The organism is Biostraticola tofi (assembly GCF_004343195.1).
Classification (GTDB): domain Bacteria; phylum Pseudomonadota; class Gammaproteobacteria; order Enterobacterales; family Enterobacteriaceae; genus Biostraticola; species Biostraticola tofi.
Genome location: NZ_SMCR01000003.1, coordinates 1 through 20,342 on the forward strand (window position 1 = coordinate 1; position 20,342 = coordinate 20,342).

Below are 20,342 nucleotides of genomic sequence, written 5' to 3' on the forward strand. Positions count from 1 at the left end.
TTCCATTGGGTGATCTGCTCTGGATACAGACCTTTTTTACGGCAGTACGCCGCAATGTCGGTCTCACTGAGTGTGGCGGTCTCGATAATCACCGCTAAGCGGGCTTGCGCCGGCCACTGTTCGCTGTTTTTGTCTGCACCCGGCACCGGTTTCCCCTCTGCTTTAGCCTGACTACGCCAATTATACAAAGTAGCTTCCGATATCCCTTCCATTTGTGCAACTGCGCTGACCGTCATGTTATACGGAGGAAGGAGTTTAGCCAGTGTGGCCGCCTTTCGCTCCGGTGAAATGCGCTTCATAAAATGTCCCCATCGCCCCATTAGGATTTATGATGGGGGTGACAAGTATCCTGACACTAGGGGAGATTACTCGACGATATTGACCGTCTGGCCCTGATACTCTATCCGCTGCGCCGCCACGATTTTACAGCGCTTACGGGTTTCCATTTCACCATCGACCCTAACCAAACCTTCGGCGACCGCAATCTTTGCTGCCGCGCCGCTGTCACACCATCCCTGAAACTTCAGCAAATCACAAAGAGCGATATGCGGGTGACCTTCTAATGAGAATGTTTCCATGTTAATCCGCCTTCAGGATTGCTTGTCGTGATAATCTTCGCAGGCCTGCAGCGTATTCTGCAGCAACGTTGCAACTGTCATCGGCCCTACGCCGCCCGGTACCGGGGTAATCCAGGATGCCCGTTCAGCCGCGACGCTGAATTCAACATCACCGATCAACTTGCCATTGTCCAGCCGATTGATACCTACATCCAGCACTACCGCGCCTGGCTTTATCCACTCTCCGGGAATAAAACCGGGTTTACCGACCGCCACCACCAGGATATCGGCGTTTTCAATATGCCGCTGCAGATCTTTGGTAAAGCGGTGGGTCACTGTTACCGTACAACCGGCAAGCAGCAGCTCCAGGCTCATCGGCCGACCGACGATATTCGATGCGCCGACGACCACGGCATTCTGGCCAAAGGTATCAATGCCGCACCGCTCCAGCAGAGTAATAATGCCCCGTGGGGTACAGGGGCGCAGCAAGGGCGCACGCTGGCACAGGCGGCCGACATTGTATGGGTGAAAGCCGTCCACATCCTTATCAGGCGCAATGCGTTCCAATACGTTGATATTGTCAATGCCGGCAGGCAAGGGAAGCTGGACCAGTATACCATCGATGGTTTCATCGGCGTTCAGGGTGTCGATAAGCTCAAGCAGTGCTGATTCTGAAACGGTATCCGGCAGATCATATGAGCGTGAAATAAAGCCTACGTCTTCACAGGCTTTTCTTTTACTGCCAACATAGATTTGTGAGGCCGGATTTGCTCCGACCAGCACCACCGCTAAGCCCGGAGCGCGCTTGCCGATACTCAGGCGTTTTTGCACCAGACCAGCCACTTCATTCCTGACCTGCTGCGCAATCGTTTTCCCATCTATAATTTTTGCAACCATCTGAATTGATAATCCATAGTTCATTCATGCTGTGATAGGCGCTATTTTGTCAGAAGCGCGGCCTGCTGTCAGGCACTGAATGCGATACAATTGCTTAGCAGCTGAGCAGTAAGAAGAAAAGCCATTGACTAGGCCCGCTCGCTACGTATAATCCAATCCGCATTATGCAGCAGCACTTGCCCCTGTGCGCCCTTAGCTCAGTTGGATAGAGCAACGGCCTTCTAAGCCGTAGGTCACTGGTTCGAATCCAGTAGGGCGTACCATTTAAACTCAATGAGTTACATGTCATTTGTTCCGATCTGCTTTTCACTGTGGGACAGATTTGGGACACGTTCGTTAAAAATAACGTCAATTTGCCTCGCGTGTTCAGTCAAATGATTCGGTGCCAGATGGGCATATCTGCGCACCATTTCTATACTCTCCCAACCTCCCATTTCCTGCAGCGCCGACAGCGGCACCCCGGATTGAATTAACCAACTCGCCCAGGGGTGTCTCAGATCGTGAAAACGAAATCGGTGATGCCTGCCCGTTTAAGTCCTGTTTTCCACGCGCTATTATCATCCACCCTCATTTTTCTCACTGCATCCGTCATTGAGCCATCTGATCGATGCCATGCTTTCGTGTGCACAAACGCAAAACGTGAAGATTGTGGCAATATCCCGCCCAGAAAAGTGCTCTAAGAAGAAAGAGATCTTCGGTTTGTCATCGTCCGGGCTGCGCTTGGTGTCCTTTTCATCCAGCCATCTGATACAGCACTCTTCAAAACTACGGACGGGTAGGTCACCTAATTGATCAACCCGCCACGCTTCCGATTTCAATCGGTCGTGCAACTTTTGTGCTTGCCGCTTGTCCGTTGTGCCAAGCGATTTCCTAACTCTTTTGCCTGTCGGTGTAAATAAATGACAATGCCAGACACCTCCCCTGAGGGTGATCGACCTGATGCTGCTCCTTTCGGTATGCAATCATCCCCGCTCGCTTTGCGAGTTTGGGGCGGATTGGCCAGGTAATTAATACAGGATTATTTCAGGATGAGATATTTCTGTGATGGCCGGGATAGTCGAGCGGTTGAGTAGGTAAGTTAAAATGTCATAAATTCTCCCTCTGATGTATGATCACTGCAATTTAGCATCCTCCAGAGGGGTATATGAAAGGGAAGATCAGAGTAGAGGCGTTAGATGGGTTAAGGTTTTTTGCGTTTTTGATGGTGATAATGTACCACTACATGTTTGCCTCACCACTGTCTGGACTTTTACCTAAAGAACTTGCAGTGAGATCATTTTTCTATGGTGATTTTGGTGTTGATTTGTTCTTCATCATTAGCGGAATCGTAATATCACTCTCGTCAGATGGAAGAAAGCCTTTCGACTTCATCAAGTCCAGGATAAACAGGATTTTGCCAACATTTTTTATATTTAGTGTTGTGGCTCTCATATTTAGCATTTCTCTTCCTATGGTTGAGTTTAAAGAGAGAGCCGAATCTCTAATTTATAGTCTAACTTTTTTCCCGCAAGCATTCGGCCATTCATTTTTCAGTGATGTATATTGGACAATACAAAAAGAAGTAACTTTCTACATTATCGTTTCCATAATGATGGTTTTTGGTGTCTGGGAAAGTAACAAAAGGAATTTCTGTTTTGCTTGGTTATTATTAGCATTTGCAAACCAATATGTTATTTCATCTTCTTTAATTGAGTATCTATTTATAACAGAATATGCAGGTCACTTTATAGTTGGAATTGCAATTTATAACATAAGCAAGGATAGGGTAAATCCTTTAGATATTGCCATAATCGCACTTGGCTCAATTCTTATTTATAGTCGCATGGTAGGATTCAACCAGCATTCTCAATCAAGCTTCGGGTACTCTGTGACAAATGCCTCTCTGCTACTTTCTTGCCTTGTGTTGATAACACTATCCTGGTGTGCATTCAACATAAAAGAAGTAGGGAAACATTATTCTACTGTAAAATTCTTAGGTGCAATGACGTACCCGCTTTATCTAATACATGCCGACATAGGATTTTGGTCTCATGCTATATTCGAGAGGCTTATATGGAACAAATACCCAATAACTCAATCATTAGTGGGTTACAAAACAACCATAGTAATAGCTGTTTTCACATCATTTGCAGTATGCGCAATTTACATAAAGTTCTTTGATAAATTAGTTATCAGTAAATTCAATAAGATATGGCTAATACTGCAAAGATCTAACAGGAAATAAAATTGATATATATTGCCCGAGTGGAGTGGGATGCAATTGACAAGAGATGATAAGCGATTAATTATACTGTATGTCCAAACAGTATCGAGGGCTTATCATGGGTTTCCCATCTCCGGCAAACGACGACATTGAAGACAGAATTTCGCTCGATCAGCTGTGCATTTTGCGGCCTTCATCCACGTATTTCATGAAAGCTGTGGATGGTTCGCCGCAACACGGTATATTGCCGGACTCGCTGTTAGTGGTAGACAGGGCCAGAACGCCTGTTGATGGATCTGTCGTCGTGGCTGATGTTGGCGGTGAGCATATGCTGTGCATGCTGCAGCTATACCCATCGCCTGCGCTCAAAAAACTGGACATGCAGAAAGCTGTGAGGCGGCTAACAGAGGATTCTATCTCTGATGAAGCGGCGGTGATTTTTGGCGTTGTGTCGTATTCAGCCAACAGCACGCCATGTTTCGAGTTCGAAGACAGGCCGTGCATGTGATCGTTAGCGTGGGACACTTTTGGCACACACAAAGGGTTGTAGTGTTTTACAAGCCTTTGCATGTTTTTGCATCGTGGGACGTGTGAGCGCGTATTGATGCGGTAAGTTACTGTGTTAAAAGGTAAATCTAGGAACTTCTAAGCCGTAGGTCACTGGTTCGAATCCTGTAGGGGTTAAAAATCACATCGATTTGCCTCGCGTGTTCAGTCAAATGATTCGCTGCAAGGTGGGCATACCTCCGCACCATTTCGATTGACTCCCAGCTGCCCATTTCCTGCAATACAGATTTTGGCACCCCGGACTGTATTAACCAGCTTGCCCAGGTATGCCTCAAGTCATGAAAACGAAAGTCAGTGATGCCAGCTCGGCGAAGGCTAGTTCGCCAGGCTGTGTTATCATCAATCCGCATCTTCCTCACTGACTGCGTCCTACTGCCGTCAGTGAGGAAGATGCGCTGAGATGCACAAAGACATAACGCAAATTACTGTCTATCTGATCTTTTAACACCTTAAGCGCAGTATCTTTCAAAGCTACACCTATCGCTTTGCCGGCCTTGGCATTCTCTGGGTGTAAATAAAAGCCCGCCGAAGCGGGCCAGAACAGGGATTAATCAATCAAGCTTGTCTCATAAGGAATGACTAACTTCCTGACTTGCTTTTTTCCATCACTCTATCTTTTTTGTATCAACTATCTTAAGCCCCTTGAAATTTAAATCGTCGGGGTTTGTTATTTTATTAATAACGTAGTTCTTCAAGTATTCATCAATTTTATTATCTATTTTTATATTTTTAGCTGTCATTATTCGTTGCGGTAAAGCCTTCTGGTTTGTATTTTTCACACGCCAGACATCAACCATTCCAGGCTTCACTTCGTCCAAATAGCACATTACGCCAGTCCCTGGCTTGCGACTCCAGGCGCTTCTTGTGCCGCACTGGCTCCCGTCTGCGGCCTTAATTTCAGGACAAGGGCAGGGGCCGGTGTAGGTGATATGTCTTTTCAAATACTCCCTAATGATTTCCGTTTTAACCTCATTGTCAGATAACATTGGATTTGCAATGGAGAAAGAAGATATTGATGTCATTGAAATAAATAAAAATAGTATTTTTAACATATAATTCCTTTTATGTTCAGAAGAAAAGCCCGGCATGGGCAAGCTGAATGTAAAAGGTTTCACTTAATATGTGAAGCTGCTTCAGGTTTAAATTTTAACTGCAGCTAAAAACGTGTTTCATGTTTAAAAATTGTTGGGATTGGATTAATGTAAGCATTGAATCCATGTTCTTCCTCCTCAGGGATTCGCCAACCGATTTTGCAAGCGCTAAAATACCTCTAACGTCGTGGGTCCCTGCGATTACTGCCGCCGTGCTGGCGTTTCTCAGCCCAATATCCGGTGTTGAGGTGGATTTCTCCACCCGTGCGCTAATAGCCCCTCAGAAAGAGTGCTGGATATGTGGTTTGTCGAAAACGGAGGCGCGAAGTTCTGGCTCAGTGTGCTGACAGAGCTCAAACCGCGGGGGCCTGCACATCCCTGATTGCCTGCGTGGACAGCCTGAATGGCTTCACGGATGCGATAAACAGCGTTTAGCCACAGACACCTATCCAGCTGCGCATCATTCATAGGGTGCGCAACAGCCTGGAATACCTGTCATGGAAGGACTACAAGGCCGTCACCGGCGGGTTAAAACGGTATAGCAGGCTCCGACGGAAGCAGCCGCGCTGATGGTGCTGGATGCGCTCGGGGACGTATGGGATGACAAATATCCGCAAGGCAATTTACACTACGAATGCCACCGAGTCGCTGAACAGTGTTAACCGGGCAGCCATCAACAAGCCAGCGGGGTTCCCGACAGACGACTCGGCGCGAAAAGTTATTTATCTGACGATCAAGGATGCGTCAAACAAATGGAGTATGCCGATCCAGAAGGCGGTTTGCCATGAGCCGTTTTTTTATCGAGTTCGGTGACCGCTTGAACTATCACTTTCAATACGGTGACAATAATACAGAGTTATTTGCAGGGTCATGATCTCAAAAAATGCATGGCTTTAACATGGGGGTATTTACAGAATTATAAAGTTAGTGGTAATATTTTCATACATAATGATTCATCATGGTTAAATTCTCTCATGAAGTTAACTGCCGCTTTAATATTAGGATTCGCATTTTCATTATCGGCGCAAGCTGCAGTGTATAAGTTGCATATCCCAACTGATATAAAGGCAGAATATACTGTGCTTGAGAAGGGAGGCAAAGGGAACTTCAAGGCGATAGTAACTAAAAGAGTTGGGCCTTCAGGCACCTCATTTTCTAAACGGCTATACGATTGTTCAAACCATACCGTCAAATATCTTGGTGAGGGTGACACCTTTGAAGAAATGCAGTCATCTTCCCCACATTCTGATATGGCGCCTATATTTGATGAATCAATTGCTGATTATGTTGGTAGGGAAGCATGTAAATAGCGCTGAATATCAAATGAATCCGCTGCGCCAGTTGCAAAGCGACAATTAACCGCTTACAACAATTTAGGCCTTCATCGCCATGGAAATGGACCGCGACAAAAAGTCGCGGTGAAGCCGAAGAAGGCCATAAGTGACAGCGCAGGGATGATTCATGGCACGGGTTCAATTCATCGGACAAAATGTCAGGCAGCAATTGACAGACCAAGGTTTGACGCCGACAGTCGCGCAGGGATAAATGAGGCCGTATGATGGCTAGCGCTGCTGTTCTTAAGCCAGCCAATAGGAGCAATGTTTGATGATCTGAGCAGCTTCCCTTAAGTCATCGAGATAGTAGATAAGAGTCGTTCTTTTATGGAGATAGCCATAAAAAAAACCGCTATAGGCGGCTCGATTAAGTCGATAAATTCAGATATGGTTTTCGCAATTAGGCAGAGTCTTGTCAATAATCAGATTACCCTCAGCACGGTAGCCAAAGGTACCGAAGATAAAGGCATGATTCAGTTGTGTAACGACTACGTCACTCAGTCCAACTGCGCACTTATCTTTTTCGATAGCCCCGTCCATCGCTGTTTTCATATTCGGAATGCCCAATGGGAAAAGCACAACCGGATACTTATCTTCACCAGTAACACGCGGTCCTTTCAAGAATTTTGCAGCATTAATGTTATAGTTCTTGGTACTACCTACCGTCGCCTTCATCATGGCATCGTCAGGATGAATAATAATGCAATTGTCCAGGCAGGGGTTTTCCGGCGAAACAGGTCGCCCAAGACATATACAACTGGAATGACGGTAGGAGTACTCTCATAAATGGGAAAGCGCAGTTGTACTCATCCCGATCAACATCCCCCTCGATGTGACAAATCTATTTATAAATGTAGATAAAGAAAATAACGATAAAAGCGCGAAAGCTCTTTGCCGCCAAAGATCAGCGATATTATGGGTAATTTGGCCATCGATACGTGTGATGCGGCTCATTTTTAACGGTCGCTTGAGAAATAACCGGATGGCGCCCGATTCTCGCCTGGCCAGCAGGCAGGTAACTTACGCGAATTATGGGCTTGAGTCATTTCAACATGCTGTTCACATGCGGGTCCATGTGAACAGATTTCTCAAAGGGCGGTTCAGGGTCAATCGATCAATAAACGCAGGCCGCTCTCTAGGTCAAATAGATGGATTTTATCCCGGCAGGGGTAGAGCTTTAGCGTCTCTCCCGGTGCGCCGTCAAAACTGGCGTCAAGCCGCACGCAATAGTCCTCGCCGCCGTGGCGGAAATAGACCAGCGTTTCCTGGCCCAAGGGTTCCACCACATCCACCGTCACTTGCAGACAGGCATTATCATCGCCGCTCAGTGTCCAGTGTTCCGGGCGAATACCTACCGTCAACGGTTTTCCGACCTGCAAGTCCGCCGGGAAATGCGCCGTCAGCAGCGGTAACCGGATATCACCGGCCAGCATAATGGTGGGGGTCCCTTCAGTGAGGGTCAAGGTAGCCGGAAAAAAGTTCATTGCGGGCGAGCCGATAAAGCCCGCGACAAAACGGGTATCGGGAGAATGGTACAATTGCTGCGGCGGGCCGTATTGTTCAATACGGCCGCCGTTCATCACGACGACAATATCTGCAAGGGTCATCGCCTCGGTTTGATCGTGAGTGACATAAATGGTGGTGGTGGGTACGGCCTGATGCAATCGCTTAATCTCAGTACGCATCCTGACGCGCAGGCTGGCGTCAAGATTGGACAACGGCTCGTCAAATAGAAATACCGCCGGACTACGCACCATGGCACGGCCCATTGCCACCCGCTGCCGTTGACCGCCAGACATGTTGCGAGGTTTGCGATCCAACAGGGTTTCTATATTCAGCAGCTTGGCGATATTGTCGATACGCCGGGCAATTTCCGCTGCGGGCAGGCGGCGCTGCTTCAGGCCGAAAGCAATATTCTGCCGCACTGTCATATGAGGATAAAGCGCATAATTCTGGAATACCATGGCGATATCCCGCTCCGCCGGTGGCAGTTGGTTCACTACCCGATCACCGATGCGAATTTCCCCCCGGCTTATATCCTCCAATCCGGCAATCATTCTGAGCGTGGTAGACTTACCGCAACCGGACGGTCCGACCAACACGACAAAAGCATTATCAGGAATATCCAGACTGATATCCTGCACGGCGTGATAATTATCATAAAACTTGGCTACCTGGTGCAGCGACACTTTCGACATAAAAACCGTTTCCGCATAGTGGTTTCGTTTCATTACGCCGGCCCCTAGGCGGACCGGCAGCGACAGGCTTATTCACATACCAAAAGTTTATCAGCCGCCAGCCAGCAAGGTGGCAGGCACAGCGGCGTGTTGGATAAGGGCAGCACTGATGGTCGTAGGGCGACGCCCAGTTCCTGCTGCACAAAACGACGTCGTCCCTCAATACGCATCCATACATCTGGGTAGGCCTGGCTAAGCGCCAAACGCAGATCAGCGTCGGCAAAGGTGACTGCATCCTCGCAGTTAAGCGCCCAGCCCGCTGTCATCGGAGTCGGAATCACATCCACCTGAAATGGCATGCCGGAACGGATACATTCAGTCGATCCCGGCCGCACCGGTGTGCTGACCCATTCATCATGGCCCACCAGATGTCCGGGGTTAAGGGCTGAACTGAGCCCGCCCAGCGCGAGAGCGTCATTGACTCGTCCGAATAGTTCGCCGCCGCTTACGCCGATATCCGCTGTTTCATACCAGGTCAGCAAACCCTGGAAGTAGGCCTTGGCAATGGCCGTAAAGCGCTCATTTTCGGTTGCCAGCAGGCCGGCGCGAGCAGAAAGACCGCCCCAGTAGCTCACTGCCGTGGTGACCCCATCGCCCTCAAGTAGCCGCCGCCCTCCAGGGCTCGCCAACCCCACAACCGGCCCTTCGCCGGGACGGCTGGAAGAGAACATCATGTGGGTGTTCATGACTTCGCCGGCGTAGCCCATGCGTGCGGCGGCAGCCATTTCACTCTCACCCAGTCGCGTGCCGCAAACGATGCGCCACACTGCGGCCGATGCCCTGGCCGCTCCCCATTCCTGGGCGGCAATCTGGTGCACATCCACCACCGCCCGCAGTCCAGTTTCGGGGTGCATCAACACAGGTGTGGCGTCACTCAACGCCCGAGGATCCTCCAGCACCGCTCGCAGCGCGTCTACGACCAGCGCAGAAGCATGGAACGAGGGCAACGCGCCATGCCACTCTTCCTCCTGCAGGCATTTCCAGCCCACCAGTCCGGCGCTTTGGCTCGGGGCCATGCCGGCCTGGCGCAGCACCGCAACCAGGTCCGATTGCCGGGTGCGATCCTGTCCTGACAGGCTCATGGTCTGGCTCAAGAGGATGTCGATCCCAGCCAGCCCGGCGCGAGGAACATAACTTAGACCTTCATTACCCGTAATAACGATGCGCTGGCCTGCCGGGCCGAGCAATAACAGTGCTTCTTCAAAACGCGGTTCAAAGCCGGAAAGAAAGGCAATATTAGCCAGATGCTCACGATCGGCATACACCACCAGCCAGTCACAACCTGCCGCCTGCCAGGCTCGCTGGCATCGCGATTCATAAATCTCTGGCGGGATTGGGGGGGCAGTTTCCGGCACACCGAAGTCAGGCAGAGTAACGGAACGCAGATTAAGTTTACGCATAGTCGGGACCTCCTGGTAGCGGGGTAGTGTAGGTGTTATCAGCGGCGGACCATTGCCCTTCCGGGTCAAGCGGCCAGCACGGTCGCGGCACCTGACTGAAGGACAATCGGCGCACATCCAGGTTGGCGGCACCGTCGCTCATCAGTAAAATATGCCGGGCAACGATGTCCTCCAACTGTGGATGCAGGTAGCCGAGCTTAACAACACAGACCTTGTGAACCAGGGGGTCTATGCCCATCATCGTGAAATGCGCTGGCGTAGTAATGCCGATGGATGCCGCATGGAACGTTGCCAGCACGTGGCCGATGCGCACCCGCGCCCAGGCAGCGCTTTCCCGTAGATATGGCTGAAAACCATCGGGGCGCAGCTCGTCGTCTACGGCTTCCACTACCGCTGTGACGTGCCTGGCTGTTGCCGGGGCCGAGCGGTGCTCCGCTCCCAGAATCAGCTGTACGGTGGCACCGACTCCCGCCTGGTGGCATTGCCTGACGATACCGGGAGCCGTGATGCCCGCCACGACGACATCAGTCAGTGCGGGCTCATCAAGCACAGCCTGTAATACAGTCGTCAAATCGCCATAGGCTCCGGCTGTAGTATTGTCACCGGAATCAGATAAAAACAGGGGGAACTGAGGGGCGACGGCGGCGATCTTCAATCCTTCCTCTATATTGGCCGTTTCCATCCGCAGTATAAAATCTCGTCGGCGTTCCCAGATATCATCGGCCAGTTGCTGCGCCAGCCGGGTAGCCAGCGCCAGATCATCTTGCGCCGTTACCCAGACGGTCATGCCTACCCAAGGACGGTCGTTCCAGGCAAATCCCACCAGAATATTGGCATCCATAATGCCCGGCAGAGCGTTGATTTCCGGCAAACGGGCATAGAGTTCCTTGCCGGGGCTGGCGGTGGTAACCGACTGTTCACCCGGAATCAGCATCGGGATACGCACGGCGGCAATTTTAGGCCGCTGGCCACTGTGAAGGATGTGCAATAACTGATGGGCTGCGCGATATCCGGTTTCCTGATCGTCGCGATGAGGGGCGGTGCGCAGGGCGCTGATGGCATCGACCACCTTCAGCATTTGCGGTGTAATATGGCCGTGCAGGTCCAGCGCCACAGTGATAACGGCACTGGCGCCGACCACTTCCCGCACCGCAGCCGCAAAATCGGTATCGGCATGGCAATCCAGCCCCTGCACTTCCATGGCCCCGTGGTTCGCCAGCACCACGCCGTCCAATGCACCCGCTTTGCTTAGTCCCTGTAGACATTCTGCTTTTACCTGTTGATAAATCTCAGCGGTAAATCCGCCGCCCGGTAATGCGGTCGCCCACATAATGGGGATGATTTCCACATCCTTTTCTTCGCGCAGGCGCTGTTCAATGCCGCGTACCAGCCACAGGCCGGCATCAAGCATTTCCGACCCGCGTTTAATCTCCATGGTGTCGGTCAGCACAGGTGAGCGCAACAACGCTTCGTAAGAGATACCCAGAACAGCAATGCGTTTCATGAATCATTTTTCCTTTTGGTAGACGTGACAGTGTTAGCCAAACAGCGTTTCTGAGGCGTCCAGACTGGTGAAACCCTCCAGCGCCAGTGCAACCCCACCTGATGGCACCGAAGCGGTGCTAAGGCGGGAAATAATGATATTGACCTGAGAAAGCATTGCCGGCAGAGCATTCTCATTGAGTGAACGCCGGACCCCTGGCTCCAGCCATGGCCACAGCTGCGCCAGCGTGCCGCTCAATACCACGGCCGGAGGGTTAAGCGCATTGATGAGGTTTGACAGAACCAGCCCCACATAACCGCCGGACTCATCCAACAGCCCCTGAATTTCGCGGTCACCCGCGTCAGCGGCCGCCTGCACATCCGCTAGCGAGGCGATACCTGGTGCGCAATACCCGGCGCGTTCTACCAGAACCCCCGGCGATAAATAGGCTGATAGACACCCCATCGCACCGCAATTGCAGGGCCGGCCATTGGCTATCACTTTCTGATGTCCCAGTTCGCCGGCAAAACCGGATTTACCGCGATAGACCCGGCCATCCATAAACAGACCGCCACCAACGCCCGACCCGCCCTGGATCAGCAGGAAATCGTCGATGCCGGCGCAATCGCCAAACAAATGTTCGGCCAGGGTGGCAGCATTAGTATCGTTATCCGCCTGGACCGGCACGGACAGATGGGGAGCCAAGAGTTCGGCCATGTTTACATCGCGCCAGTCCAGGTTTGGGGAATAGACCAGTCCTCCGCCCATCTTTACCAAGCCGGGCAGGCAGACGCCCACGCTGCGGATCTCAGCGGCCGGCTGCGGCTGTCCCTGCATCAGTGCCGCTATGCCCTCAGTTAACAGTGGACTCAATGCCGCAGGCTCGACTGGTAAAGGGCCCTGCCAGCTGTCCAGCGGTTGCCCATCAAGCGTCGCCAGCACCAATACCAATTGCTCAAATTCAAGATGCACACCCAGCAGGAAGCCACTGCTCATGGAAATGCGCAGACTCTCCTGGGGACGGCCCCTTGTGCCGCGCGGCTGCCCTTGTGTGCGTTCGACCAGCCCCATAGTTTCGAAGCGCTTGATGATTACCGATACCGTTGATTTATCGCACCCCGTCAGGACACCTAACTCCCGCTGGGAGATATTAGGGTGGGCGCGTAAGGCGTGGAATATCTGGGAAGCATGTATCTGACGAAGATAAGTTGGATTCATAAATTTGACGGCACGGTAATTAAATTGAATTTCAAACAAAATATGAAACCCTTGTCAGCAAGTCAATATCTTCAACAGTCACCCAGAGTTGTTAAATGCAGTAAATACTGCGTTTGCGATGAATATTAGTATTTAAATCTGTTTAAGTTGACTCTTTGCCGTGTCTTACACCTAGGTTGAGCAATAAAAAATCCACCAGTCCTGTATTTCCGGATATAAGCAAAGGGTATGTCGCCCTCAATTGACTCTCCGCGCAATGTTCAGCTACGTTATGTTTGTACCTAAGAATTATTACTCGGCGGCCTTCTTTCGATTCATTTATTCATTCAGGAGATCCACACAATGAAGCCTGGTATCACTCTGGCCGCGGCCACCCTGATTACCGTCTGTGCGTCTGGCATTGCTCAGGCGCAATCCGCTCCCACCAGCGAGGTCTGGACCTATTGGGGATCGGGTTCTGAGCTGGCGGCAATCAACGGGCTGATGGCGGTATCTAACAAAATGTATCCGGAAACGCCTATAAAACAGCGGTCGATTTCAGGAAGTACCACTGAGATGCGTCAGGCGTTGCAGGTGGGTTTTTTGGGTGGCAATATTCCGGCCGTCTGGCAAAGCGCGCTGGGGCAGGAACTGAAAAACTTCGTCGACAGTGGCCGGTTGGCACCGGTGGACGATATCTGGCAACAGGTAAAGGGTGACAGCCTGTTTCCTAAAGGGCTGGCGCGGGTGGTCACCTTTAACGGCAAGCATTATGGCATTCCCCTTAATATGCATACGGTCAGCAATATTTTTTACAACAAACAGATTTTCGACAAACTTCATCTGACGCCGCCTAAAAGCTGGGAAGAATATAGCGCCGTGAGCAAGGCCCTGAAAAACGCGGGTTATGAAGTGCTGGCTAACGCGGGCGGCAACAACTGGACCGCCTATAACCTGTACGCGCCACTGGTCTCGACATTGGGCTCCGACGGTTATTACCGGTTGGCCAGCGGCGACATGCCGTTTAACAGCCCAGAAGTCCGCAAAGCCTTTGTGTTGTTCACCGAAATGTATGCCAAAAACTACATGAAAGACTGGAGTGGATACACTTGGTCCAGCGCCGCTGATCGCCTGGTCCAGGGTAAGGTTGCGATGTACCAGATGGGCGACTGGGTTGCCGCCTATCTAAAGGAAAAGGGTATGCAGCCGGGAATAGACTTCAACTTTTTCCCGGCGCCGGGTCTTTCCGGGGCTACCGTGGTACAGGTAGACGTATTAGCGCGCGCTGAAACCGGCAACGCGATCAAAAACCAGGCCGGGAAAAACTTCCTGCTGGCCGCCGCCAGCGCTGAAGGCCAACGGGCGTTTAATGGTCCCAAAGGCTCGGTTACCGCCAATATGACGGTTGATGACAGCATCTACGATACCATCGGCAAAAAAACCTGGGGAGAGCTTCAGCAATCTAACCAGCTGCAAAAGGTACTGCCCAACTTCAAATTTTTGCTGCCGGTCGAATTGAGTGAGGAACTGGGCAACCAAATTGCCGCCTATGCGCAAAACCCAAGCCCGGAGGGGCTCGACGCTATGCTGAATTCGCTTGAGCAGCAGCGGCAAACGCTTAAGAAAGATGAAGGCGTGTTCGTTAAATGGTAACTGGAAACATTCTGTAAGGTCCGCCGCGCGTCTTCAGGTAATCACCCGAAACGCGTCGGACTAATTTATGAGGAGTTGCGTAACATCATGCCACTTTTGCCCACCCTTTCTGCCCGCAGACAGCGCAACCTGACTTATGGCTTGTTTTTACTGCTGCCAGTTATATTGTTTGTCGCCTCTTATCTGTACCCCATTTTTTATACCTTCAATCTGTCGTTGCATGACTGGGATGGCCTTTCGCCACGGCAACGTTTCGTGGGGCTGGATAACTACACCAGCTTGCTCTCACAACCGCGGTTTCATCATGCCGTTCTCAATAATATTGCCTGGTTGGCTTTCTGCCTGGTCGTGCCAAGCCTGGCGGGACTGGGGCTGGCACTTTTGGTGGATGGTAAGTTGCGCGGTGAAAGCCTGTTTAAGCTGGCCTTCTTTGTGCCCTATATTTTTATGCCGGTAGCGGTAGCAGCCATTTGGCGCTGGCTGTACCTGCCGGATGGCGGGCTGTTCAATACGGTAATAGCCAAACTGGGTTTTCCCGAGCAAATGCAGAACTGGCTGGGCGATCCGGCCATTGTCAACCTGTCGGTGATGCTCGCCGCACTCTGGTCCGGGACGGGTTTTGCCTTCATTGTTTTTCTGGCTGGCCTGCGCAACCTGCCTTACGAATATCTGGAGGCGGCCAGGGTAGATGGGGCGTCACGCTGGAGTATCTTCTGGCACATCATCATCCCGCAACTATGGCCTTCGACCATTCTGGTGGTAGGCATTTTTGGCATCGACGCCATGCGCTTGTTTGATATCGTCTGGTCAATGACTGGGGGAGGCCCCTCGCGTGCCTCTGAGGTGCTGGCCACCCAACTGTACGATGTGGCTTTTGGTCAGTTTAAAATGGGGATGGCCAGCGCGATTGGCATATGCCAGCTGTTGCTGGCGGCGCTGTTGATCCTGCCTTACATCATCTATATCACCCGACGCGTAGAGGAGTTGAGCGAATGAGCACGGTGACCTTGGCTGTCAAACCACTACGACTGTTACGTTACAGCGCAGCAACATTGCTGGCGCTGCTGTTTGTGCTGCCGCTGCTGCTGGCGCTGAGCGCATCGCTGAAAACGCCCGCGGAGCTGGTAAATACCCTGACTCTGCCAACTTCATGGTACAGCGGTAATTTCTCCACCGGCTGGCAGCAAATTGGCGTCAGCCTGCTGAACAGCATAGAAATCACCGTGCCAGCAGTGATACTGTCAGTGCTGATTGGCTGCATCGCGGCCTTTCCCTTGTCAATGCTGCCGGTAAAAAGCAGTCGGTGGATTTACCTTTTTTTGTTGAGCGGCATGTTTGTACCTTATCAAATTGTACAAATTCCCGTCTTTTTTATAATGCATCAACTTGGCCTGTACAACCATATCTCCGGGCTTTGGTTGGTACATGTGGCCTATGGTGTGCCGGTCTGTACGTTTTTTATGCGCAACTTCTTCGCTACCGTGCCGCGCGCCATTTTTGAAGCGGCACAGCTGGATGGCTGTCGGCCAACCGGTTATTTTTTCAAGATCCTCCTGCCGGCTTCGCTGTCGGGAATTGCCGCGCTGACCATAGTGCAAAGCCGATCTATCTGGAATGACCTGCTATTCGCTATGACGTTGACCAACAGTGACAGCACCATGCCTGTGACTGCCAAGCTGAATGGTTTTATCAGCGCTGTTCAGGTGGACTATGGCGCATTGATGGCATCAACGTTGATTTCAGTGCTGCCCATGCTGCTGGTCTTTCTCTGCTTCCAGAAGGCGTTCGTAAGGGGGTTGTTGGGAGGTAGCTCTAAATAACAGTCGGATCTGCCGGCCGGGTGGCAAAAATAGGGCAGCTGCTGCCCTTTACACCGCTTCCGGGTTTAACTTGGGTAGGTTGCCTAAAGAAGTGCTCGGGTAACATTTTTAGCTTATCTGTTGAACTGAACGCCACTCACGGCAAGGTGATGCAGTTATTGTCATATAAGTGTCATTATTACAGAGCATGCTATCTTCGCAAACACAAAAACAGAATCTTGCCTGTCATGCTTATTGCCCGCTTATGGCGGGCATTTTTTATGTATGATCAACCAGCAGCAATTCGACCCCTAAATCTTCCAGTCCTTTACGCATTTCGTCACTGATAGCCGTGTCGGTGATAAGAACATCGATACGGGCAGTGTCAATGATCCGATGTAAACCTACCCGATTGAATTTACTTGAATCAGCCACTGCAATGATGCGTTTGGATACCTCACACATACGACGATTCATACGCGCTTCGTTCTCGTGATGGGTGGTAACGCCCTGGGTCAGACTCAGTCCATCAACACCGAGAAACAGCATATCAAAATGATAATTATCTAATGACAGTTCTGCCTGGGAGCCGTAGAACGATTGGGAGCTGCGCCGCAGATGGCCACCGGTAAGCAACAATTCGACGGCAGAGGCATTCAGTAGTGCGTTAGCCACATTCATCCCGTTGGTCATCACAATGATATCCTGCTTGTCACCCAGTTGCAGTGCAATTTCGTAAGTGGTCGTGCCTGAGTCGAGAATGATCGTACTGCCGGCAGTGATCATTGAAGCTGCTTGCTGCGCTATGCGCTGTTTGACCAGCAGATGCTCAGTCTGCTTGGCCTCGATACTGCGTTCGCTGGCCATGGTCGGGGGTTGGCAAATCAATGCGCCGCCATAGGCGCGGGTAGCCATTCCGCGTTTTTCCAGGAAAGTCAAATCGCCACGAATAGTCACAGTGGAAACCTGGAAGCGGGCTGCCAAATCACTGACCTGTACCGCCCCTTGGCTTTTCAACAGCGAAATGATTTTTTCTCGCCTTTCACTGGTACTGCGTACACTTTTTTTCTCGATCATAGTCTTCGTAGGACGTGGTTAACGTGTTTGGGAAGTTGAACCGGGATTGCGTATGCCGCTGTATAACCCGACACCCGGACATTTTCAGTTGCGCAGGCTGCCCAACCTATTCTTTGTTACGAAGGCTATCATACTTACTGCTTATGGGCGAAGAATCCATTGCCTTTCCTTTTCTTGTGTTTCCTTCACTGCCTAACCGAAAGTTATCAAAGATAAAAGCGGCTTTCTCCTGACCTGGGAAATAAAACGCAGATCACACTATTTCGTTATGTTTGCCTTGATCGCAATATTCTTTGTTGATATTTCCATTTCCTTTCATTATGGTCTTTATTACCGTAATTTGAAGGTTAAGTGAAATGAAACGAAAGTTAAAGAGGCTACATGGCAACATTGACTGAATTAATCGCCAGGCATAAGCAGGGTGAGCATGTGGGCATCACTTCAGTATGTTCTGCCCATCCCTGGGTGCTGGAAGCCGCCATTCTGTTTGCTCGTGAGCAAGGTACCGAATTACTGGTTGAAGCGACATCCAACCAGGTTGATCAGGACGGTGGCTACACCGGCATGACGCCGCAGGATTTCAGTGATCATCTTCGGTCGCTGGCGCAAGCGCTGGATTTCTCGCCAGACCAGTTGATTTTGGGAGGAGATCATCTTGGCCCGAATCGCTGGCAGCATATGCCGGCGGAACAGGCGATGGCACGTGCCGAGGTTTTGGTTGAGCAGTACGTGGCGGCTGGGTTTCAGAAGATCCATCTTGACTGCAGCATGCCGTGCGCCGGTGACCCGCAGCCTTTGACCGATGCTATTGTTGCTGAACGCGCGGCGCGTCTGGCCCGTGTCTGCGAGCAAACCAGCCAGAGAGAATTTGGCGCATGCCAGGTGGTGTATGTCATTGGTACTGAGGTACCTGTGCCGGGAGGGGCAGCACACTCTCTGGATTCTCTGGCTGTCACATGCGTGGATGCCGCAGCACTGACGCTGTCGACGCACCGTCAGGCGTTTGAGCGGCTAGACCTTGGTCACATCTGGCCGCGGGTGATTGGCTTGGTAGTTCAGCCAGGCGTGGAATATTCCCATGACGGTGTCGTCGACTTCGAAGCCGAAAAGGCAGCATCTCTTAGCGAATGCGTCAATCACTACCCGCACCTGGTATTTGAAGCGCACTCCACCGATTACCAGCAGCCTGAAGCTTATCGGGCTTTGGTTAAAGGCCATTTTGCCATCCTCAAAGTGGGACCCGCACTGACCTTTGCCCTGCGCGAAGCGCTTTATTCCCTGGAAAATATCGAGCGTGAATGGGTGCCCGAGGGGCAACGCAGCGGCCTACGGGCCTGCCTGGAGCAAACCATGTTGGCAGCGCCCAGTGCCTGGCAGAAATATTACCGCGGCACCGAACAGCAGCAGCATTTTGCTCGTCATTTCAGCTACTCGGATCGCTTGCGTTATTACTGGCCGGATAAGCAGGTTCAGGCAGCCGTAGACCTTCTTTTGGAAAACCTCAATCGGCAGCCACTGTCACAGCCATTATTGAGCCAGTATCTGCCGATACAGTATCGCCGCGTTCGCAGTAAGCAGTTGCGTCCGGAGGCCCGAACCCTGGTGCTGGACGCCATCACCGATGTACTCCGTGAGTACGCCGCGGCCTGCCGCTGTTAACGAAGCTTAAGGGAAACACATTCATGCGTGAACAAAACACGGTTTCTTGCTGGACCGAGCAGGAGATTCGCCATCAGCCACAAATGTGGCTGGAAACCGCCAGCGCCATTGTGGCGATAAGAAAGCAGATAGATGCTTTTCTCACCCCCCTTCTGTCGAAATCCGGAATGAGGGTAATCCTTACCGGGGCGGGCTCTTCTGCTTTTATTGGCGATAGCCTGGCACCGATCCTGGCCCGCTTGCTGAAAGTGCCGGTGAGCTCGGTTTCAACCACTGATATTGTCAGCGATCCAGCCGGTTTCTTGCCTTCCTACTGCCCTTTACTGCTGGTGTCTTTTGCCCGCTCAGGCTCGAGCCCTGAAAGCATAGCCGCGCTGACAGTGGCGGACCAGCGCAATCCGGACTGTCACCATCTGCTGGTGACCTGCAATCCCAAAGGCGAACTTTATCAAAGGTATCAGGGCCGTCAGAACGTGCTGGCGCTGCCGCTGCCTGACAAAACCTGTGATCGGGGTTTTGCCATGACCAGCAGCATGACCAGTATGCTACTGGCCTGTTTGTCGGCATTCGGTGGGGAAGGGGGAAGCCTGCCTGCCATCCAGGCATTGGCGCAAAGTGTTTTCTCTTTAATAGACACTCAGCAGGATCTTACCCGTTCTCCGTTGCAACTGGGCGGTGTTAACCGGGTTATCTGGCTGGGAAGCGGCAGCCTGCAGGGCATTGCCCATGAATGCGCCTTGAAACTGCTGGAACTTACTGCCGGCAAGACGGCGGCGTTCTATGAATCGCCGGTCGGTTTTCGCCATGGCCCCAAATCTCTGGTCGATAAAAATACCCAGGTAGTGGTGCTTATCTCTAATGATCCCTATACCCGCCGTTATGATTTGGATTTGCTGGCGGAACTGCGTAAGGACGGCGTGGCGGCCAGCATCGTCGCTTTGGCTGGCGCCGCAGCGCCGGAAATAGAGCAAGGGGATCACTGTTATCTGCCTGCGGCAACGGATTTTTCCGACGGTCAGCTGGCCGTTGGCTTTCTGGTCTATGCGCAGATTTATGCCCTTTCGCAATCCCTGCTGCTGGGCATGACGCCCGATAATCCTTCGCCGGAAGGGCGGGTAAACCGGGTGGTTGAAGGTGTGAATATCTACCCCTGGAACGAAAGCAATAGCCCAGTCAGTGAGGAATAAT

Annotated in this window: 18 protein-coding genes, 1 tRNA gene and 3 pseudogenes; 10 read left to right on the forward strand and 12 right to left on the reverse strand. The window is 51.5% G+C overall.

Going from position 1 to position 20,342, the window contains the following annotated elements:
• The 3 genes from EDC52_RS07360 to folD all read right to left on the reverse strand — a co-directional run.
• On the reverse strand, positions 1 to 299 hold a 299-nt coding region (locus EDC52_RS07360; protein WP_165911676.1), incomplete at its 3' end, for a transposase.
• Between the two features lie 66 nt (positions 300 to 365).
• Positions 366 to 578, reverse strand: coding sequence for a ribosome-associated protein YbcJ (ybcJ, locus tag EDC52_RS07365; protein ID WP_131864704.1), 213 nt, complete (start codon positions 576 to 578; stop codon positions 366 to 368).
• 12 nt (positions 579 to 590) lie between these two features.
• Entirely contained in the window at positions 591 to 1,454 is an 864-nt protein-coding gene (gene folD, locus EDC52_RS07370) for a bifunctional methylenetetrahydrofolate dehydrogenase/methenyltetrahydrofolate cyclohydrolase FolD (protein ID WP_131864705.1), read from the reverse strand.
• Positions 1,455 to 1,640: 186 nt separating this feature from the next.
• On the opposite strand from folD, the gene EDC52_RS07375 reads away from it, so the two are divergent.
• Positions 1,641 to 1,717: transfer RNA gene (locus EDC52_RS07375), tRNA-Arg, on the forward strand.
• A 15-nt stretch (positions 1,718 to 1,732) separates the two neighbouring features.
• Here EDC52_RS07375 and EDC52_RS07380 read toward each other — a convergent pair.
• Positions 1,733 to 2,395: pseudogene (locus tag EDC52_RS07380) on the reverse strand (tyrosine-type recombinase/integrase).
• A gap of 203 nt (positions 2,396 to 2,598) precedes the next feature.
• Between EDC52_RS07380 and EDC52_RS07385 the strand changes: the two are divergent.
• Together EDC52_RS07385 and EDC52_RS07390 are read left to right on the forward strand one after the other, a co-directional pair.
• Entirely contained in the window at positions 2,599 to 3,678 is a 1,080-nt protein-coding gene (locus EDC52_RS07385) for an acyltransferase family protein (RefSeq protein ID WP_131864706.1), read from the forward strand.
• Between the two features lie 97 nt (positions 3,679 to 3,775).
• Positions 3,776 to 4,165 (forward strand): HumD family translesion DNA polymerase, encoded by a 390-nt coding sequence (locus EDC52_RS07390; RefSeq protein ID WP_131864707.1) that lies wholly within the window; start codon positions 3,776 to 3,778, stop codon positions 4,163 to 4,165.
• Between the two features lie 127 nt (positions 4,166 to 4,292).
• Here EDC52_RS07390 and EDC52_RS07395 read toward each other — a convergent pair.
• Together EDC52_RS07395 and EDC52_RS07400 are read right to left on the reverse strand one after the other, a co-directional pair.
• A pseudogene (locus EDC52_RS07395) lies at positions 4,293 to 4,586 on the reverse strand (tyrosine-type recombinase/integrase); the annotation flags it as partial.
• A gap of 243 nt (positions 4,587 to 4,829) precedes the next feature.
• Complete coding sequence (locus EDC52_RS07400; protein WP_131864708.1) at positions 4,830 to 5,276, reverse strand: hypothetical protein; 447 nt, start codon at positions 5,274 to 5,276, stop codon at positions 4,830 to 4,832.
• 322 nt (positions 5,277 to 5,598) lie between these two features.
• On the opposite strand from EDC52_RS07400, the pseudogene EDC52_RS07405 reads away from it, so the two are divergent.
• Positions 5,599 to 6,189, forward strand: a pseudogene (locus EDC52_RS07405) (transposase); the annotation flags it as partial.
• A 13-nt stretch (positions 6,190 to 6,202) separates the two neighbouring features.
• The gene (locus EDC52_RS07410) at positions 6,203 to 6,625 is read left to right on the forward strand and encodes a hypothetical protein (RefSeq protein WP_230467978.1); all 423 of its coding nucleotides are present in this window, start codon (positions 6,203 to 6,205) and stop codon (positions 6,623 to 6,625) included.
• A 405-nt stretch (positions 6,626 to 7,030) separates the two neighbouring features.
• On the opposite strand, the gene EDC52_RS07415 is transcribed toward EDC52_RS07410, so the two are convergent.
• From EDC52_RS07415 to EDC52_RS07435, 5 genes are all read right to left on the reverse strand, one after another.
• Complete coding sequence (locus EDC52_RS07415) at positions 7,031 to 7,327, reverse strand: hypothetical protein (protein WP_131864709.1); 297 nt, start codon at positions 7,325 to 7,327, stop codon at positions 7,031 to 7,033.
• A gap of 428 nt (positions 7,328 to 7,755) precedes the next feature.
• Complete coding sequence (locus EDC52_RS07420; protein ID WP_131865134.1) at positions 7,756 to 8,847, reverse strand: ABC transporter ATP-binding protein; 1,092 nt, start codon at positions 8,845 to 8,847, stop codon at positions 7,756 to 7,758.
• A gap of 68 nt (positions 8,848 to 8,915) precedes the next feature.
• On the reverse strand, positions 8,916 to 10,286 hold the full coding sequence (locus EDC52_RS07425; protein WP_131864710.1) for a Xaa-Pro aminopeptidase: 1,371 nt from the start codon (positions 10,284 to 10,286) through the stop codon (positions 8,916 to 8,918).
• Complete coding sequence (locus EDC52_RS07430; RefSeq protein WP_131864711.1) at positions 10,279 to 11,790, reverse strand: M81 family metallopeptidase; 1,512 nt, start codon at positions 11,788 to 11,790, stop codon at positions 10,279 to 10,281. Before EDC52_RS07430 ends, EDC52_RS07425 begins: the two co-directional genes overlap by 8 nt.
• A 33-nt stretch (positions 11,791 to 11,823) precedes the next feature.
• Positions 11,824 to 12,987: an ROK family transcriptional regulator gene (locus tag EDC52_RS07435; protein ID WP_131864712.1), complete on the reverse strand. Its 1,164-nt coding sequence runs from the start codon at positions 12,985 to 12,987 to the stop codon at positions 11,824 to 11,826.
• Between the two features lie 342 nt (positions 12,988 to 13,329).
• Here EDC52_RS07435 and EDC52_RS07440 point away from each other — a divergent pair, with 342 nt between their 5' ends.
• From EDC52_RS07440 to EDC52_RS07450, 3 genes are all read left to right on the forward strand, one after another.
• Complete coding sequence (locus EDC52_RS07440) at positions 13,330 to 14,619, forward strand: ABC transporter substrate-binding protein (protein WP_131864713.1); 1,290 nt, start codon at positions 13,330 to 13,332, stop codon at positions 14,617 to 14,619.
• Positions 14,620 to 14,706: 87 nt separating this feature from the next.
• On the forward strand, positions 14,707 to 15,615 hold the full coding sequence (locus tag EDC52_RS07445; RefSeq protein ID WP_131864714.1) for a carbohydrate ABC transporter permease: 909 nt from the start codon (positions 14,707 to 14,709) through the stop codon (positions 15,613 to 15,615).
• Entirely contained in the window at positions 15,612 to 16,439 is an 828-nt protein-coding gene (locus EDC52_RS07450; protein WP_131864715.1) for a carbohydrate ABC transporter permease, read from the forward strand. Before EDC52_RS07445 ends, EDC52_RS07450 begins: the two co-directional genes overlap by 4 nt.
• 258 nt (positions 16,440 to 16,697) lie before the next feature.
• Here the strand turns inward: EDC52_RS07450 and EDC52_RS07455 are convergent, their stop codons facing one another.
• Positions 16,698 to 17,495: a DeoR family transcriptional regulator gene (locus EDC52_RS07455; RefSeq protein ID WP_131864716.1), complete on the reverse strand. Its 798-nt coding sequence runs from the start codon at positions 17,493 to 17,495 to the stop codon at positions 16,698 to 16,700.
• Between the two features lie 381 nt (positions 17,496 to 17,876).
• Here EDC52_RS07455 and EDC52_RS07460 point away from each other — a divergent pair, with 381 nt between their 5' ends.
• Entirely contained in the window at positions 17,877 to 19,154 is a 1,278-nt protein-coding gene (locus EDC52_RS07460) for a D-tagatose-bisphosphate aldolase, class II, non-catalytic subunit (RefSeq protein ID WP_131864717.1), read from the forward strand.
• Between the two features lie 23 nt (positions 19,155 to 19,177).
• Complete coding sequence (locus tag EDC52_RS07465; protein WP_131864718.1) at positions 19,178 to 20,341, forward strand: SIS domain-containing protein; 1,164 nt, start codon at positions 19,178 to 19,180, stop codon at positions 20,339 to 20,341.
• Position 20,342: the final 1 nt, after the last annotated feature.

What these genes read in the sequence shown, in the direction of transcription:
- EDC52_RS07430 (WP_131864711.1), bottom strand. Translation starts at nt 11,790, where the DNA reads ATGAAACGCATTGCTGTTCTGGGTATCTCTTACGAAGCGTTGTTGCGC.
- EDC52_RS07400 (WP_131864708.1), bottom strand. Translation starts at nt 5,276, where the DNA reads ATGTTAAAAATACTATTTTTATTTATTTCAATGACATCAATATCTTCT.
- EDC52_RS07440 (WP_131864713.1), top strand. Translation starts at nt 13,330, where the DNA reads ATGAAGCCTGGTATCACTCTGGCCGCGGCCACCCTGATTACCGTCTGT.
- EDC52_RS07385 (WP_131864706.1), top strand. Translation starts at nt 2,599, where the DNA reads ATGAAAGGGAAGATCAGAGTAGAGGCGTTAGATGGGTTAAGGTTTTTT.
- EDC52_RS07415 (WP_131864709.1), bottom strand. Translation starts at nt 7,327, where the DNA reads ATGATGAAGGCGACGGTAGGTAGTACCAAGAACTATAACATTAATGCT.
- EDC52_RS07450 (WP_131864715.1), top strand. Translation starts at nt 15,612, where the DNA reads ATGAGCACGGTGACCTTGGCTGTCAAACCACTACGACTGTTACGTTAC.
- EDC52_RS07460 (WP_131864717.1), top strand. Translation starts at nt 17,877, where the DNA reads ATGGCAACATTGACTGAATTAATCGCCAGGCATAAGCAGGGTGAGCAT.
- EDC52_RS07390 (WP_131864707.1), top strand. Translation starts at nt 3,776, where the DNA reads ATGGGTTTCCCATCTCCGGCAAACGACGACATTGAAGACAGAATTTCG.
- EDC52_RS07410 (WP_230467978.1), top strand. Translation starts at nt 6,203, where the DNA reads ATGGCTTTAACATGGGGGTATTTACAGAATTATAAAGTTAGTGGTAAT.
- EDC52_RS07435 (WP_131864712.1), bottom strand. Translation starts at nt 12,987, where the DNA reads ATGAATCCAACTTATCTTCGTCAGATACATGCTTCCCAGATATTCCAC.
- EDC52_RS07425 (WP_131864710.1), bottom strand. Translation starts at nt 10,286, where the DNA reads ATGCGTAAACTTAATCTGCGTTCCGTTACTCTGCCTGACTTCGGTGTG.
- EDC52_RS07420 (WP_131865134.1), bottom strand. Translation starts at nt 8,847, where the DNA reads ATGTCGAAAGTGTCGCTGCACCAGGTAGCCAAGTTTTATGATAATTAT.
- ybcJ (WP_131864704.1), bottom strand. Translation starts at nt 578, where the DNA reads ATGGAAACATTCTCATTAGAAGGTCACCCGCATATCGCTCTTTGTGAT.
- EDC52_RS07455 (WP_131864716.1), bottom strand. Translation starts at nt 17,495, where the DNA reads ATGATCGAGAAAAAAAGTGTACGCAGTACCAGTGAAAGGCGAGAAAAA.
- EDC52_RS07445 (WP_131864714.1), top strand. Translation starts at nt 14,707, where the DNA reads ATGCCACTTTTGCCCACCCTTTCTGCCCGCAGACAGCGCAACCTGACT.
- folD (WP_131864705.1), bottom strand. Translation starts at nt 1,454, where the DNA reads ATGGTTGCAAAAATTATAGATGGGAAAACGATTGCGCAGCAGGTCAGG.
- EDC52_RS07465 (WP_131864718.1), top strand. Translation starts at nt 19,178, where the DNA reads ATGCGTGAACAAAACACGGTTTCTTGCTGGACCGAGCAGGAGATTCGC.